This is a genomic window from Specibacter sp. NPDC057265, assembly GCF_042668835.1.
In the GTDB taxonomy this organism is placed as follows: domain Bacteria; phylum Actinomycetota; class Actinomycetes; order Actinomycetales; family Micrococcaceae; genus Specibacter.
The window spans coordinates 27339-42853 of the sequence record NZ_JBHUYE010000018.1; the positions used below are offsets into that span (position 1 = coordinate 27339).

9 protein-coding genes are annotated in these 15515 nt (G+C 66.2%); 6 read left to right on the plus strand and 3 right to left on the minus strand.

Features of this window, described 5'->3' with window-relative positions; translation table 11 throughout:
* The first annotated feature begins 54 nt into the window (after window positions 1-54).
* From ACFUCV_RS12130 to ACFUCV_RS12140, 3 genes are read left to right on the plus strand one after another with little or no spacing between them, the layout of a single operon-like run.
* Window positions 55-510: an MGMT family protein gene (locus ACFUCV_RS12130; RefSeq protein ID WP_380816012.1), complete on the plus strand. Its 456-nt coding sequence runs from the start codon at window positions 55-57 to the stop codon at window positions 508-510.
* Window positions 507-3833 (plus strand): ATP-dependent helicase, encoded by a 3327-nt coding sequence (locus tag ACFUCV_RS12135; protein ID WP_380816014.1) that lies wholly within the window; start codon window positions 507-509, stop codon window positions 3831-3833. Before ACFUCV_RS12130 ends, ACFUCV_RS12135 begins: the two co-directional genes overlap by 4 nt.
* On the plus strand, window positions 3830-7339 hold the full coding sequence (locus ACFUCV_RS12140) for an ATP-dependent helicase (protein WP_380816016.1): 3510 nt from the start codon (window positions 3830-3832) through the stop codon (window positions 7337-7339). The genes ACFUCV_RS12135 and ACFUCV_RS12140 overlap by 4 nt, the downstream gene beginning before the upstream one ends.
* Here the strand turns inward: ACFUCV_RS12140 and ACFUCV_RS12145 are convergent.
* Window positions 7336-8658: a macrolide 2'-phosphotransferase gene (locus ACFUCV_RS12145; protein ID WP_380816018.1), complete on the minus strand. Its 1323-nt coding sequence runs from the start codon at window positions 8656-8658 to the stop codon at window positions 7336-7338. The genes ACFUCV_RS12140 and ACFUCV_RS12145 overlap by 4 nt on opposite strands.
* 185 nt (window positions 8659-8843) lie before the next feature.
* On the opposite strand from ACFUCV_RS12145, the gene nudC reads away from it, so the two are divergent.
* Window positions 8844-9791: an NAD(+) diphosphatase gene (gene nudC, locus ACFUCV_RS12150; RefSeq protein ID WP_380816020.1), complete on the plus strand. Its 948-nt coding sequence runs from the start codon at window positions 8844-8846 to the stop codon at window positions 9789-9791.
* Window positions 9788-11935, plus strand: coding sequence for an ATP-dependent DNA helicase UvrD2 (locus tag ACFUCV_RS12155; protein WP_380816022.1), 2148 nt, complete (start codon window positions 9788-9790; stop codon window positions 11933-11935). Before nudC ends, ACFUCV_RS12155 begins: the two co-directional genes overlap by 4 nt.
* Here the strand turns inward: ACFUCV_RS12155 and ACFUCV_RS12160 are convergent.
* Window positions 11896-12990 carry a ThiF family adenylyltransferase gene (locus ACFUCV_RS12160; protein WP_380816024.1) on the minus strand — a complete coding sequence of 365 codons (1095 nt, stop codon included), beginning with the start codon at window positions 12988-12990 and terminating at the stop codon, window positions 11896-11898. The genes ACFUCV_RS12155 and ACFUCV_RS12160 overlap by 40 nt on opposite strands.
* Window positions 12991-13157: 167 nt before the next feature.
* Here ACFUCV_RS12160 and ACFUCV_RS12165 point away from each other — a divergent pair, with 167 nt between their 5' ends.
* The gene (locus ACFUCV_RS12165) at window positions 13158-13877 is read left to right on the plus strand and encodes a M48 family metallopeptidase (RefSeq protein WP_380816026.1); all 720 of its coding nucleotides are present in this window, start codon (window positions 13158-13160) and stop codon (window positions 13875-13877) included.
* Between the two features lie 75 nt (window positions 13878-13952).
* Here the strand turns inward: ACFUCV_RS12165 and ACFUCV_RS12170 are convergent, their stop codons facing one another.
* Entirely contained in the window at window positions 13953-15443 is a 1491-nt protein-coding gene (locus ACFUCV_RS12170; protein ID WP_380816028.1) for a zinc-dependent metalloprotease, read from the minus strand.
* Window positions 15444-15515 lie beyond the last annotated feature (72 nt).

Sequence of the window (15515 nt, forward strand, 5' to 3'; positions counted from 1 at the left end):
ACCGCCCGGCGCTGACATCTTCGAAGCCGGTCCGCGGCCAACTAGGCTGGGACCATGCGTGAGCAGTATGTTGAAGCAGTTTTAGCCGTCGCGGATCTCATTCCGCCGGCGCGGGTCCTGTCCTACGGCGACATTGCCGCACTCCTTGACGTGGGCGGTCCGCGGCAGGTGGGGGCCGTCATGTCTGCCCACGGTGGAGCCGTCTGCTGGTGGCGTGTGGTGCGCTCCAACGGCGTCGCCCCCGCCTGCCACGGGGGCACCGCCATGCACCATTACCGCCGTGAGGGGACCCCGCTGCGCGGCGGACAGGGGGACGGGAGTCCGGGCGGGCGCCTTGACATGGCATTGGCCAGGTGGTGGCCCGGGGAGGGCGACTTTGCCCGCATCGACGCCTTGGCGGACCGGCTGCGGGATGCGGACGGGCGGCCCGACCGCACTCCTGCGCCCAGGCAGCCGGGGGAAACGGGCGCGCCGAAAATGTCAGTGCCCCGTGATGGACTGAAGGCATGAGCCAGCAAGCAGCACCGGTCGTCATGCCAGAACGCCAGAGGGGCCTAGCCGTGCCCGCCTTGATGTTGCGGCCGCCCTCGGCGGTTCCCCGTTCCGCACCTGCGCTGAGCCCGGACCAGGAAGCCGTGGTGTCGTTGGCGCCCGGGTCCGGTCCCGTCCTGGTGTGGGGGGCGCCGGGCACCGGAAAGACGACTGTTCTCATTGAAGCCGCGGTGGCCCGCATGGAACACGGCGCCGTGGATCCCGGCCGTGCGCTGTTGCTGGCACCATCCCGGTTGGCGGCAGCCAGGCTCCGCGATGGTTTCAGCGCCCGGTTAAGCAGGAGCCTGGGCACCTCCCCGGCCCGCACCTGGTCCTCGTACGCCTTCGACCTGCTGCGCCGGGCCAAAGTGGAAGGCCGCATGCCGCACCTGGAGGGGCCGCCCCGGCTGATGAGCGGTCCGGAGCAGGACCTCATCATCCGGGAGTTGCTCACAGGGCACAAGCTGGGGCTGGGAAACGCCCCCCACTGGCCCACGGAGCTGCGTGATGCCCTGGACACCCGCGGCTTCCGCCAGGAAGTCCGCCAGCTGTTTGACAGGGTCATTGAATACGGCCTGCTCCCGGAGGAGCTGGCCCAGCTGGGCCGCAACAACCAACGCCCCGACTGGGTGGCCGCCGCCTCCCTCTACGCCGAATACCGGGATGTGGTGGACTGGGGAAAATCCGGCTCCTTTGACCCGGCCGGCATCATCACCGCCGCCACGACGCTGCTGGAACTGGACCCGGAATTCCTGGCCCAGGAACGCCAGCGGCTGCAGCTGATAGTGGTGGACGACATTCAGGAGGCCAATAAGGCCGTCCACCAGTTGTTGGCGTTGGTGGGCCGCGGCAAGGACGTACTGGTGGCCGCCTCGCCCGACACCGTGGTCCAGGGCTTCCGTGGCGCACGGCCCGATCTGGTGGCCTCGCTGGCAGGCTCGCTGGGCACGCAGGAGCGGCCCCTGCAGGAATTTCCGCTCTCCATCTCACACCGCATGGGCCCGTCCCTGGCCGCAGCGTGGCAGCGTGTGGCGGAGCGGATTTTCCAAATCCGTGGAGGGCACAAGGCCCGCAGGCTCTCCCCGCCAAAGACCCCAACCCTGGCGTCGGAGTCCCGCACGGGCACCCCGGGAACGGAGGATGCGGTGAACGCCCACGTGGTGGCCTCCGAGGTCCACGAACTGCGGCTGGTCGCCGAGCGGATTCTGCACCTTCAGCACCTGCGCGGGCACAGCCTGGGGGACATTGCGGTGATTGTTCGCACTGGTGCGGCGCTGGCAGCCCTGCAGCGGTATCTCAGCGCCCAGGGCATTGCCGTGAAAGTGCCCGTGGCGGAGAACCCCGTGCGCGACGAGCCGGCGGTGCGTCCGCTGTTGGAGGCTTTTGCCGTGGCCCTGGCACCTGAAAAGCTCGACGCCGAGGCTTGCGTGGCGTTGCTGACCTCCCGGCTGGGGCGCTCCACTTCCCTGCACCTGCGGCGCCTGCGCCAGGCGTTGCGGCAACAGGAATTCCATGCAGGTGGGGGCAGGGCCAGTGACGAGTTGCTGGTGGAGGCGCTGCTGGAACCGGAAAAGCTGGCCCCCCTGGGCTGGGAGGCGGCCAATGCCCGCCGGATCGCCGCCATGCTGGCAGCCGGCCGGATGGCTGTGGCCGAAGCCGGGGCCAATGCGGAGACGGTGCTGTGGGCGCTGTGGGATGCCTGCGACAGCTCCGGGCTGTGGGAAAACCAGGCCCTGCATGGCGGGCCCATGGGCATCCGCGCGGACCGCGATTTGGACGCCGTCATGGCGCTCTTCCAAACCGCTGAACGTTATGTGGATCAAATGCCCGGATCCAGTCCGCAGCAGTTCCTCGACTACCTCATGAGCCAGGAACTGCCCATGGACACCCTGGCAGCCCGCGCCCAACGCAGCGACGCGGTGGAAATCCTCACCCCGGCAAGCGCCGCGGGACGCGAATGGCCGGTGGTGATTGTCTCCGGGCTGCAGGAGGGCGTGTGGCCCAATACGCGCCTGCGCGGGGAGCTGCTGGGCAGCCAGCTGCTGGTGGATGTCTTGGAGCGGGGTGCGGCGGCGGCACGGCAGATTGACCCGGCCACGAGGCTGCGGGACATTCGCTACGATGAGCTGCGCAGCTTCGCCGCGGCCATCTCCCGGGCCAGCGGCAAGCTCATCCTCACGGCGGCCGCGGCCCACGACCTCCAGCCCTCGCAGTTCATTGACTTGGCGGCGCCGTACCAGCCGGTGACGGATTCGGGCGGAGAGTCGCAGTACCCCGTGCGTCCCGTGGAACAGGTGCCGCGGCCCATGACCCTGCGTTCCCTGGTGGCGGAGCTGCGGCAGGAATCTGAAATCCATGCCGATCCCGAAGCTGCCCGGATGCTGGCGGTATTGTCCCGGCAGCAGGTGCCGGGGGCCGCGCCGCGGCAATGGTGGGGTCTATTGCCGCTGAGCAGCACCGGTTCCGTTGTTGCCCCGGGGGGAATTGTGGCGGTATCCCCATCAAAGGTGGAGGAAGTGTTGAAGTCTCCGCTGAACTGGTTTGTGCGTGCCGCCGGTGGCGAGGCCACCACCGACTTTGCCAGAAGCCTGGGCACCTTGATCCACGGCATCGCCCAGGACATTCCTGACGGTGCGGGGCACGAATACCTGGCCGAGCTGGAGCGGCGCTGGCCCACCCTGGGCCTTCCGGATTCCTGGGAAACCGACGTCGACTACGAACGGGCCAAGAACATGCTGCTGAAGCTGGCCCAGTACGTCATCGATGCCCGCCAGCAGGGCCGCAAGCTCCTTGGCGTGGAGGAAAACTTCACCGTGGACCTGGGCGTTCTGCCCGTTGGCGATGAATCCGCGGAGCCGGTGACAGTGCGGCTGCGCGGCCAGGTGGACCGCCTCGAAGCCGACGCCGACGGCAAACTTGTGGTCATTGACATTAAGACCGGGCGCACCAAGCCCACCAAGGCCCAGGTGGAGGAACACCCGCAACTGGGCGCCTACCAGGTGGCTGTCGCTGCCGGCGGCTTTGCCGAACAAGCCGCCGCCGCGGGATTGGCAGGTGCTGTGGCAGGCGGTGCCGCGCTGCTGCCCCTGGGGGATGCCGCCAAAGCCGTCAAGACACAGCAGCAGGCGCCCATGGTGCCCGGCAGCGAAAACGACCCCACGCTCAAGGTGCTCGAAGCTGCCCGCTTGATGGCCCAAGCCGTGTTTCCCGCCCGCCATGGCGAGGATTGGGATCCCCGCCGCGGCTGCCCGCTGCCCACCGTTTGTCCGCTGTGCCCGGAAGGGAAACAAATCACCGAATGAGTTCACACCCAGTTCAGAACCTGGATCCGGCCGGCACCGCCGAGGACGCAGCCGGCCCCGCCGTCCTGGCAACGCCTTTAAACCCGTTCCAGCTGGCCGAGCTGCTGGAACAGCGGCCACCCACCGAGGAGCAGGCAGCGATCATTGCCGCGCCCCTGGAGCCGCTGCTGGTCATTGCGGGAGCGGGTTCGGGCAAGACCACCACCATGGCAGACCGGGTGGTGTGGCTGGTGGCCAATGGTTTGGTCCTGCCGGAGGAAATCCTGGGCGTGACCTTTACGCGCAAGGCCGCCGGCGAGCTGGCGGCACGCATTCGCGGTCAGCTGGCGAAGCTGGGCGCGCTCGCGCGCTCCGGCGAAGTTGACCTGGCTCCGGCCGCCGCCGCGCGGGAGGCTTTGGAGCCGAAGGTTTCCACCTACCACTCCTACGCCAGCGGCATTGTCACCGACTACGGGCTGCGTCTGGGCATTGAACGCGACGCCGTGGTGTTGGGCGCCGCCGAGGCCTGGCAGCTGGCCAGTGAGGTGGTGGCCGCCCACGACGGGGGCCATGAACACTTCACGGCCGCCAAATCCACCCTGATTCAAGCCGTCATGGAACTGGCCGGCGAGTGCGCCGAGCATCTGCAGGACCCGGACCATGTGGTGGCAACCATTGAAAAATACCTTGCTGAGTTTGAATCCCTGCCCTACATTGCCGACACCGCCAAACCCCGCACGCAGCTGGTCGAGAAACAGTTGAACGTGCTGCGCACCCGGGCCTCGGTGGCTGCCCTGGTGCAAAAGTATGCCCAGGCCAAACGCCGCCGCAATGTCCTGGACTATGGCGACCTGGTGGCCCTGGCGGCCCGCATTGCCCGGGATGTCCCGCACGCGGCCGCAATGGAGCGCCAACGCTACAAGGTGGTGTTGCTGGATGAATTTCAGGACACCTCCCACGCCCAACTGCAGCTCTTTGCCGAGCTTTTTGGGGCAGGGCATCCCGTCACCGCGGTGGGGGATCCGCATCAGTCCATTTACGGTTTCCGGGGCGCTTCAGCCGGCCAGCTGTTTCGCTTCCCGGAAATATTCAGGCTCGCCAGCGGCGGGTACGCACCCACCGCGGAACTAACCATTGCGTGGCGCAACTCGGAACACATCCTCTCAACCGCCAACGTCATGTCCGCGGCATTGACGCAGGCGCAGACCCGCAAGGCCAATGCCAAGCTCGCCGCCGGGCTCACCGGCGCACAGCGTGCAGCGGCGGGGCCCTCCGTGGTGGTCTCGCCGCTGCGGCAGCGGCCGCAAGCCCCGGCGGGTGAGGTGTTGCTGGCCCGGTATGAGACAGAATTGGCGCAGGCGCAGGCCATTGCTGATGAAATCCTGGCACGCAAGGGTGATTTCACGCGCCGGTCCGGGCCCCAGGGCGCCATGACTGTGGCAGTGCTGTGCCGGCGCCGTGCACAATTTGCCCAATTTCAGGCAGCCTTTGAGGCCAGGGGCATCCCGTACGAGATTGTGGGCCTGGGTGGTTTGCTCAGCACCCCGGAGATCGTGGACCTGGTGGCCACCTTGCGCGTCATTGCCGATCCGGGCCGATCCGATGCCCTCATGCGGCTGCTCACGGGGGCGCGGTGGCGCATTGGACCGGCGGATCTCATGGCTTTTGCCGACTGGGCCCGGTACCTGGCCCGCCGTCGGGCCTGGGCGGCGAAGCACAAGGTGAACTTTGACGCCTCGGTGCTCCTGAATGAAGAGGGCGGCGGTGCGCTCGCACACGCCCCCGACAGGACGGACCTTGATCCGGTGGCGGTCACGGCGGATGTGGTGGATGCGTCGTCGCTTGTGGAGGCCCTGGATTATTTAAGCGCCGACTACTGGCCGGAGGCCGCCAGACCCCTCAGCGACACGGCGCGCGGCAGGCTCCTGGCGCTGCGGGATGAATTGCGCATGCTGCGCTCCTATGTGGGGGAGGATCTGGTTAATTTGCTGGGCGTGGTGGAACGGACCATGCTTTTGGACGTTGAATTGGCTGCCAAGCCCGGATCCAGCATCCACCACGCCCGCCGCCACCTGGATGCCTTTGCCGACGCCGCGGCAAGCTTCATGCACGCAGCCCAAAGGGTGGATTTGGATGCCTTTTTGGCTTGGCTGGACACTGCGGAATCGGAGGAGGGCGGCTTGGAGACCACCGCGGTGGAAAGCAACCCCGACGCGGTGGCCCTGTTGACAGTGCATGCCTCCAAAGGCCTGGAATGGGACGTGGTGTTTGTTCCGGGCATGAATGGCGGCGCCTTCCCCAGCACCCGTGCCGACCGGTGGAGCACAGGGGCCAAATCATTGCCCTGGCCCCTGCGCGGGGACCGGGACGACCTGCCCGTTTGGGATCTGGAGGTTCCGGATCTGAAAACCCTGTTGGAGCACGAGAAACTGTTCGCCGACGACGTCGCCCTGCACGGCGAAGAGGAGGAACGCCGCCTGGCCTACGTGGCGTTTACCCGCGCCCGCGACTTTCTCATGTGCTCCAGCACCGTCTGGGGCACGGGAAAGAAGCCACTGGCCGTGTCCCCGTTCCTGAACGAGCTGCTGCCGCTGAGCGAAGGCGCAAAGCAGTCGGCGGTGCTGGGCCCCTGGGCTGAGGATCCCGCCGAGGACACCGCAAACCCCGTCGCTGCGGGCGTGGAAACCGCGCAGTGGCCCTATGACCCGCTGAACGGACCCGTCATTGAGGGCAGGGCAGCCGTGGTGGCACGTGCCGGGCGGCGCGCCAACGCGGAACGCTCGGCCGCTGCGGTGCAGGAGGAACTGGACCAGCCCGGGAGCCTGCCAGTGCCGGGCACGGCGGATTTTCTCAGGCACAACCTGCGGTGGGGCACGGAGGTCAGTGTGCTCCTGGCCCAGGAACAGCTGGAAAGCGAACAGCTGCTGGTGGAACTGCCACCACACATTTCCGCTTCCCGGCTGGTGGCGCTGCGGGAGGACCCGGAAAAGGTGACGCGCGCCATGCGGCGCCCGGTGCCCACGAAACCCGGCATGTCCGCGCGCAAGGGTACTGCCTTTCACGCCTGGATTGAAGAGTATTTTGCCACCACCGGACAGCTGGACCTTGACGAGGAACCCGGTGCCGACGCCTACGTCGACGCTGCCTACGGGCTGGAGGAGATGCAGGAGGTGTTTAAGAACTCCCAGTGGGCCGCCCGGGAGCCTGCCGATCTTGAGGTGGCCATCGAAACGCGGGTGGCTGACGTCATTGTGCGCGGCCGCATTGATGCGGTGTTCCGGGACGCCGACGGCGGCTGGGACCTGATCGACTGGAAAACCGGCAAAATTCCCACCAAAGCCCAGCTGGCGGTGCGCAGCGTTCAGCTGGCCGTCTACCGCTTGGCCTGGTCCAGGCTCAAGGAAGTGCCCTTGGAACGGGTCCGGGCAGCGTTTTACTATGTGGGCCAAAACCAGCTCATCCGCCCCGTGGATCTGGCGGGGCAGGAGGAACTGGAAGCCATTGTCAAAAACGCCTACACGATTTAGCTGCGGGACTGTTTCTTCAGGGGAATGACCTTCATGGCTGTGGTGTCCAGCTCCGCGGCGTCCCCGTCCGGGGCAAGGTCCGCTGCGGGCGGTTCGGCTGATTTGGCTCCCGGTGAGGGCTTGTCCGCAGTGGCGGATGCCGGCGGCTGGGAAGGGGCTGGACCGGCTGCGGCCGCGGGGCCGGAGGAAGGTGCCGCACCGGCTGCGGCCGCGGGACCGGAGGTTTTGTCAGCGGTGTCCGGGACCCGCTGCACGCCGGTGGGCACTTTCCCCAGGGGAGAGACGGACGGTTTTTTGGTGGCCGGCTGGACCGGGGCCCGCTGTGCTGTTGGCGCGGCTGCCGTCGCCCCGCCCGGGACGGAAGCAGGAGTCCGTGCCGGAACCACGGGCTCCACACTGATGGGCTGGCCGCCGTGCTCGGCAATGTCAGCTTCCAAGGTTTTGAGCATGGACTCGGCATCTTCCACCATGCGGGCGCTGTCCGCCGCGTAACCCTTCACCAGCCACTGGGCCAAGGCAAATTCGGCACTCAGCGCGGCACGGCGCAGCAGGTGCGGGTCGGGGGTTTCCTTGCGGGCGGTGGTGTAGGCCTGCAGGACGGCGTCGACAAAGCTGGGTTCGTTGACGGCGACCAGCCAGGCAAAGTCGTCGGCAGGGTCGCCCACCCGCAGGTCGGTCCAACCCATGACGGCACTGACCTGCTCGCCGTCGAGCAAAATGTTGTCTTCGTGCAGATCGCCATGCACCACGCAGGGGTTGAAGCGCCACAACGCAACATCTTCCATGGCATGCTCCCAGCGGCGCAGCAGCGATGACGGAATTTTGCCGGTGGTGGCGGACTGGTCCAGTTCATTGAGCTTGCGCTGGCGGAACTCATTGGCGGTGTAACTGGGCAGATCATAGTTGGTGATGAGTTCCTGCGGAAGATCGTGGATGGCCGCAATTGCCGCACCAATTTCAGCGGCAAGGGCCGCGCTGCCGGACGCCAGCCGCTCCACCGATTCCGGCTTGCCGGCAATGTGGGAATACACAAAGGTAATGAGCTCGCCCTGACGCACGGTGCCGGCGACGGTGGGCAGCAAAAACGGCAGCTCCGCACGGATTGCCGGGGAAAAGGCGCGCAAAACCTCGCGTTCAGTGACCAGGCGGGTACTGGCCTCCGCGTGGCGGGGGGAACGGACCCGCCACCGGCGTTTGTCTGCATCCACCAGCAATGCCGAGCAAAAATCGGCGCCATCATCGGGCTCGGGTCCAAAGGCCGTGACGTTCAGTCCGGGCACGGCGGCGCTGGCAATGGCGGCCAGTTCAATTGCTGTCATTCTTCTCACCCCTCCACCGTAGAACGCCAATGCTCCAACGCGGCGTCGCTGGGGCGGCGAGTCGCGAGAAGACCTTGGAATGACCATGCCCCGCATGGAGGTCCGGCACGCAGCCGGGAGTGTGTTTGTCCACATTCACCCGGTGTGGAATATATAAATTGGCACACGGTGCGTACGGTAGAACCATGATTGAATCCACCCCTTTTCCCGAAGCTGTGCTGGACCGGCAGTGTGAACAACGCAGTGAACCTGGATTCATGGAAAAGGTCCTGTCTTCGGCCTCGCACCGCGTGATGGTTTTTCAACGCGGGCAGGCACTGATGGCGGGTTCAACCCCGGCTTTCCTGGCACCGGAGGTCCTGCCGGACGTGACGCCCGAGGGCACCACGGTGGTTTATCTGGGCAAGGTCGGCCCCGGGCAGGGGCATGTGCTGCCGCAGGGAACCGACCTGGTGCTTTATGCGCTGCCGGACGACGCCGATGAGCCGGACTGGGTGCCCGACGGCGGCACCTTCGCACGGTTCCGTGACGTGGCAGTGAACTTCACCGCGGTGGATGAGCAGGCGTTTGTCCAGGCCCAGGCCGTGGCCAACTGGCATGCAAGCCACCGGCACTGCCCGCGCTGTGGCAGCAAAACCATTATGGACGCGGCAGGATGGATGCGCCGCTGCCCACAGGACGGGTCCCAGCACTTTCCCCGCACGGACCCGGCAGTGATTGTGGCCATTGTGGGCAGCGATGACAGGATTCTGCTGGCCAACAACAGGCAGTGGGAAAACAACAGGTACTCCACCGTGGCCGGGTTTGTGGAGGGCGGGGAAAGCGCCGAGCAGGCCGCCGTGCGTGAGATAGCCGAGGAAGTGGGGGTGCACCTGCACTCCCTGAATTACATTTCCTCCCAGGCCTGGCCGTTCCCACAATCCCTCATGCTTGGTTTTCTGGGCCATACCGCAGACACAGTTGCAGTCCCTGACAATGTGGAGGTCCGCGGGGCGCGGTGGTTTGCCCGCGGTGAGCTGCAGTCGGCGGTCCTGGCCGGGGAAGTGCAAATATCCCACCGCCTCTCCATCGCGCGGGCCCTGATCGAACACTGGTACGGCGGTGCCATTGTAGAACCCGGTGACAAGGCATGAGCTTTGAACCAGGCCAAACCGGGCTGCCCGTCATGGACTCCCGTACTGCCGAGGAACGCATCCTCGCCGGCTTGGACAATGAGCAGCGTCTGGTGGCCACCAGCCTCAATGGTCCGCTGTGTGTCCTGGCCGGCGCCGGGACGGGAAAAACACGCGCCATTACGCACCGCATTGCCTATGGTGTCCATACCGGGGTGTACAACCCCAACCGCCTGCTGGCGGTGACCTTCACGGCCCGTGCCGCGGCGGAGATGCGCACCCGGCTGCGTGATTTGGGGGTGGGCACCGTCCAGGCCCGCACCTTCCACGCGGCGGCGCTGCGCCAGCTGCAGTATTTCTGGCCGCACGCCGTCGGCGGCCAGCTGCCCGGGCTGCTGGAGCACAAGGCACAAATCATTGCCGAAGCAGCCCGGCGCCTGCGCCTGCCCACCGACCGTGCGGCGATCCGTGACCTTGCGGCGGAGATTGAGTGGGCCAAGGTCTCCATGCTGACCCCCGAAACGTACCTGCTCAAGGCCCTGGACCGAGGTGAGCCAGGAGGCTTGGACAAGGTGGCCGTGGGCCGGCTGTTTCAAGGTTATGAAGACGTCAAGGCGGACCGGAACCTCATTGATTTTGAGGACGTTTTGCTCATTACCGTGGGCATTTTGCAGGAGGACGCCCGCGTGGCCGCAACTGTGCGTGAGCAGTACCGGCACTTTGTGGTTGATGAATACCAGGATGTTTCCCCGCTCCAGCAACGCATGCTTGATTTGTGGTTGGGCGGCCGGGACGAACTGTGCGTGGTGGGGGATGCAAGCCAAACCATTTATTCCTTCACCGGCGCCACGCCGCGGCACCTGTTGGATTTCCCCCAGCGCTACCCGGCGGCGAATGTGGTGAAACTGGTCCGTGACTACCGCTCAACCCCCCAGGTTGTGGGCCTGGCCAACACCCTGCTGAGCAGCCGGCGCAGCGGCGGACTCAGCGCCGATTCGCTCTGGTCCAAACCCTTGGAACTGGTGGCGCAACGCCCGGGCGGCCCGCAGCCGGAATTTTTGGAGTGCACCGACGACGAGGCGGAGGCAGCCGCCGTCGCTGCCAGGATCAAGGCCCTCATTGCCGGCGGGACGCAGGCGAGCGAAATTGCCGTGTTGTTCCGCACCAATGGTCAATCCGAAGCCTATGAACAAGCCCTCACCGACACGGGCGTGGGCTACCAGCTCCGCGGCGGGGAACGTTTTTTTGCCCGCAAGGAAGTCCGCGACGCCATGCTGCAGCTGCGGGCGGCGTCCCGCGCGGAGCAGGACGAGCCCTTGGGCCAACTGGTCCGGGATGTGCTCAACAACCTGGGTTACCAGCCACAGGCTCCCAAGACCGGCGGCGCCGTCCGGGAACGGTGGGAGTCGCTGTCCGCGATTGTGGCGCTCGCCGACGAGCTCCTGGTTTCCCGCAGCACGGAGGAACACCGCTTCACCCTGGCCGATTTTGTTGCTGAGCTTCAGGACCGCGCTTCCGCCCAGCATGCACCCACCGTCCAGGGCGTCACCCTGGCGTCCCTGCACTCCGCCAAGGGCTTGGAATGGGATGCGGTGTTTTTGGTGGGGCTCAGCGAAGGGCTGATGCCCATCTCCTTCGCCGACACGCCGGAGACGGTTGATGAGGAGCGGCGCCTGCTCTATGTGGGGATTACCCGGGCCCGGGAAATCCTGTCATTTTCATGGTCGACGGCACGAACCCCCGGTGGGCGTGCGAACCGCAAACCGTCCCGTTTTTTGGATGGGCTGCGCCCGGCATCCGTGGGTGGGGCGCCCACTGGCCCGCGATTGGCCAGCACGCGCAGCTCCCGGAAGGCGTCCGGACCGTCAGTGTGCCGGGTGTGCGGCAAAATTCTCAACACCGGGGCCGAACGCAAGCTTGGACGCTGCCCGGAGTGTCCGGCGGGCTATGACGAGGCGGTCTTTGAACAGTTGCGCCAATGGCGGCTGGGCATTGCCGCCAGCACCTCTGTACCTGCCTTTGTGGTCTTCACCGATGCCACCCTCATGGCCATTGCCGAGGCGGAGCCGCAGGACCTTGACGCCCTGGCCGCACTGCCGGGAGTGGGTCCGTCCAAGCTTGAACGCTATGGCGCGGCAGTGCTGGAAATCGTTGCCCGCGGCTGATTTTGCCACTGGCAGCCGCACCGTGGATGCGCACGGTATTCCTGCTGCGTCCAGGCGCCCGTGTCAGGATGAAAATTCAGCACGGTTGACCATGAGCTGGGCCGTTTGATGCCATCGAGGAACAGCAGGGCGTGGGCCGCCGCAGTCCCGGCCAGGACGGTGGCCAACGCCATGGTTTCCTGCCGTTCGTGGCGGGGCCTGCGGTCAGGCCATGGTTCAAGGGGCTGGGCCAGTTCCTGGCAAATGTCCCGCCACTGCGGGTCCTCGCCGCTGCGGTGCCACTCCACGCATTCCGGGCACGCTGTTTCACCGGGAACCACCAGGGGCCCAATGGTGCCGTCCTGTTCACGCAGGAGCACAATGAGCTGCGGCTTCTCCGCGGCCAAAAAGCGGGCGGCCGTGTGCGTCGGCACGGCGTCATGGCCCACCACCACGGCCAGGTCCAGCGAAGCCACGCTGGGACCGCCCACGCCGCCGTCGTGCATGATGTGCACTTGGCAGGCAGGGTCGAGGCGTTGCAGGTTTCTGCGGGTGGAAAGGGCCCGCGTCACACCAATGTCCTCCACTCGATGGGCGCCGGGACTGACATCGGTGGCCGTGACCACGCCGTCATCCTCCAACAAAAAGGTACCCACCCCGGATGCTGCCAAAACAGCGGCCAGCGCGGCCCCGGTTCTGCCCAAACCCACCACGTGGACCACGCTGTGTTCGCGCCGGTCCATGAGTTCCTGGCAGGGGCCCTGGTACAGGCCAAGCATGGCGGAGCGCTCCGGGAAGAGCCTTTCGGCACGGTGGCCGTGAGCGGTGAGTTCAGCCTCGGAAAACAAAAACCCGGCGAGTTTAATGCACATTTCCTGGGCCCGCAGGGCACTGACACCCAAGGCCTCCGCTGCCTCCAGCACGTGCGCATCCGGAATCCCCGCCCGCAATGCATCCAGGAAATCCACATCGGCCCGCTGCAGTCCGGCCAGGATGATGCCGCCGCGTCCCACGCCAATCTGCACGCTTTGTTCACTGCGGCGCACCATGCGCAGCGCCGGATTGATGCTTGTCATGTCCCGCCTCCGTGGAGCGGCTCCGTCCATCATCTGGCCCGGTGCCTTTACCTTTGAGCATGGCACGAAGCAGCGCCGCCGGTGTGAGGTTTTCCACAGCTGGGTGTTATCCACATTTCCGGCAGTTCGGGGCGCGCACGAGTGAAAACACTTGTACATTCAAAGCTATGTCAGTCACTTCAGCAACGTCCCGTGCAGCCGTGCCGGCACGGACCAGGCCTGCGGCACGTGGAGAGAATGCGCAGCAAAGCCCGCTGCGGGCACGCGGCACGGCGGGGGACACCCTGTCGGCGCATACGCTCAGCAACGGCGGGCCCGTGGTGGTGCGGCGTTCGGCCAGACGCAAAACCGGGGTGAGTGCCTTTTGGGAAAACGGCCAGGCGGTCATCGCGGTGCCTGCGGCCCTGACGGTGGAGGACGAGAAATACTGGGTCCCGCGTATGGTGGCCCGGCTGGAACGTGGGGCCCTGAAGGAGTTGGCGGGCAGGCGCGGTCCGGCAGGGGATGAGGCGCTGATGCAACGCGCCACGGCGCTTTCACGGCAGTATTTGGGCGGGCGCGTGGAGCCGCACTCGGTGCGCTGGGTGGCCAATCAAAACAGCCGTTGGGGATCGGCGACACCTGCCCGGGGAACCATCCGCATCTCCCACCATGTGCAGGGCATGCCCGGCTGGGTGCTGGACTATGTGCTGCTGCACGAACTGGCGCACTTCCTGCATCCCAACCACGGCCGCGGCTTTTGGCAGGAACTTGCCGGTTATCCCCGGCTGGACGCGGCGAAGGCCTTCCTGGACGGAGCGTCCTTTGCCTCCACCCGGAACATCACCGCCGGGGAGCGCAGCCTTGATCTGGACTGCCAGGAGGGGGACGCTGGTTCCCAGCCTTAAAGCCCGCCAGCCATCAGCTCCAGCCGGGTGCGTGGCCCGTGCCGAAGTGATGGCTGGCATGCATGCCCGCTAGGGTCACTTCTGTGTGCCGGGAGCCTCTGGTTCATCCCCGTCGGCGTCCTTGGCGGCAGCATCTTCCCCGGCATCTTCAGCAGTTGCTGCAGAGTCCGTGCCTTCAGCGTCCGTGGCTTCGGCGTCCGTGGCTTCGGCGAGGCGGTCGCCCTCAATGCTGTCGAAACCCCCGGCAAGCAGCTTTTCCAACGCCGCATCAACATCGGATTCCGAGGCGTCGGAGGCACTGCGGCGTTCACTGAAGCCCTTGGCATCGTCAAGGTCGGCTGCCGTGGGCAGCAGGTCGGGGTGGTCCCAAATGGCATCGCGGCCAGCCATGCCGCGCTGTTCCTTCAGTGAAGCCCACAAGGCGGCGGCTTCACGCAGACGGCGGGGCCGCAATTCCAGGCCCACCAGGGAACCAAAGGCATGTTCGGCCGGACCGCCCGTGGCCCGCCGGCGGCGGATGGTCTCCCGGATGGCAGCGGCGGACGGCAAATTTGCTGCCGCCGCAAAGGAAACCTCATCAACCCACCCTTCAACCAGCGCCAGGGCGGTTTCCAGTTTGGCCAGGGCCGCGTCCTGCTCAGGGGTGCGGGCGGGCATGAAGACGCCTTCGGACAGGGCCTCCTGCAAACCTTCCGGATTGGACGGATCCAAGTTCCGGGCCAGATCTTCAATGCGTGACATGTCAATGTGGATGCCGCGCGCATAGGACTCAATGGTGCCCAGCAGGTGTCCGCGCAGCCAGGGAACCTGCACAAAAAGACGCGCGTGGGCGGCTTCGCGCAGGGCCAGGAACAAGAGAATTTCCTGCTCGGGAACCTCCAGGCCCTCCCCGAAGGCCTTTACATTCGCCGGCAGCAGGGCCATTTGCAGATCGGCCAGCGGAATCCCAATGTCCGTTGAACCCACCACTTCCTTGGCCAGGGCCCCCACGGCCGCCCCCAGCTGGAGACCGAACAGGGCTCCACCCATGTTTTGCATCATGGCGGCCGCACCGCCCATCATGGATTTCATCTCCTCCGGAAGCTGTTCATTCATGGCATTGGAGATGGCAAAGGCAATGCTGTTGGCCACGGGCTCGGTCAGCCGCTGCCACGTGCCGAGGGTTTCCTCAACCCACTCCGCCCGCGACCAGGCCCGGCCAATGATGGCTGTGGCGGCCAGTTCGGTAAAGGGATCGAGCCACATTTCCGCCAGACGCAGGGCCTCATCAACCTCGCGCTGCTGCTGCGGCGTCACCGAGGGATCTCCGCCAGCGGCGGCCTTGCGGGCGGCATCCCGGGCCAGGTCCCAGTTCACGGGGGTGTCGGAGGAGCCGCTCATCATGGCCTGGACCTGGGAGAACATTTGGGAGAGCACGTTGGGATCATTTGGCAGACCCGCCGCCTTGGCCAGTTCCGCCGGATCAAAGCCCTCCATCCCCTGACCGCCCAAAAGATTGGCGAGCATTTCCTGAAGCGGATCCTTCGGAGTGTCGTCGTCGTCGTTATTGGCTGGTGTGGAAGACATGATGGCCCGTTCGTTGGCGTGGACGCTGATTGAGAACACGTTACCGCCGCCACGTGGCCTTGTCGCCTTGTG

Excerpts from the sequence above, each read along its gene's own strand:
- ACFUCV_RS12130 (WP_380816012.1), top strand. The coding sequence starts at position 55 with ATGCGTGAGCAGTATGTTGAAGCAGTTTTAGCCGTCGCGGATCTCATT.
- ACFUCV_RS12135 (WP_380816014.1), top strand. The coding sequence starts at position 507 with ATGAGCCAGCAAGCAGCACCGGTCGTCATGCCAGAACGCCAGAGGGGC.
- ACFUCV_RS12140 (WP_380816016.1), top strand. The coding sequence starts at position 3,830 with ATGAGTTCACACCCAGTTCAGAACCTGGATCCGGCCGGCACCGCCGAG.
- ACFUCV_RS12145 (WP_380816018.1), bottom strand. The coding sequence starts at position 8,658 with ATGACAGCAATTGAACTGGCCGCCATTGCCAGCGCCGCCGTGCCCGGA.
- nudC (WP_380816020.1), top strand. The coding sequence starts at position 8,844 with ATGATTGAATCCACCCCTTTTCCCGAAGCTGTGCTGGACCGGCAGTGT.
- ACFUCV_RS12155 (WP_380816022.1), top strand. The coding sequence starts at position 9,788 with ATGAGCTTTGAACCAGGCCAAACCGGGCTGCCCGTCATGGACTCCCGT.
- ACFUCV_RS12160 (WP_380816024.1), bottom strand. The coding sequence starts at position 12,990 with ATGACAAGCATCAATCCGGCGCTGCGCATGGTGCGCCGCAGTGAACAA.
- ACFUCV_RS12165 (WP_380816026.1), top strand. The coding sequence starts at position 13,158 with ATGTCAGTCACTTCAGCAACGTCCCGTGCAGCCGTGCCGGCACGGACC.
- ACFUCV_RS12170 (WP_380816028.1), bottom strand. The coding sequence starts at position 15,443 with ATGTCTTCCACACCAGCCAATAACGACGACGACGACACTCCGAAGGAT.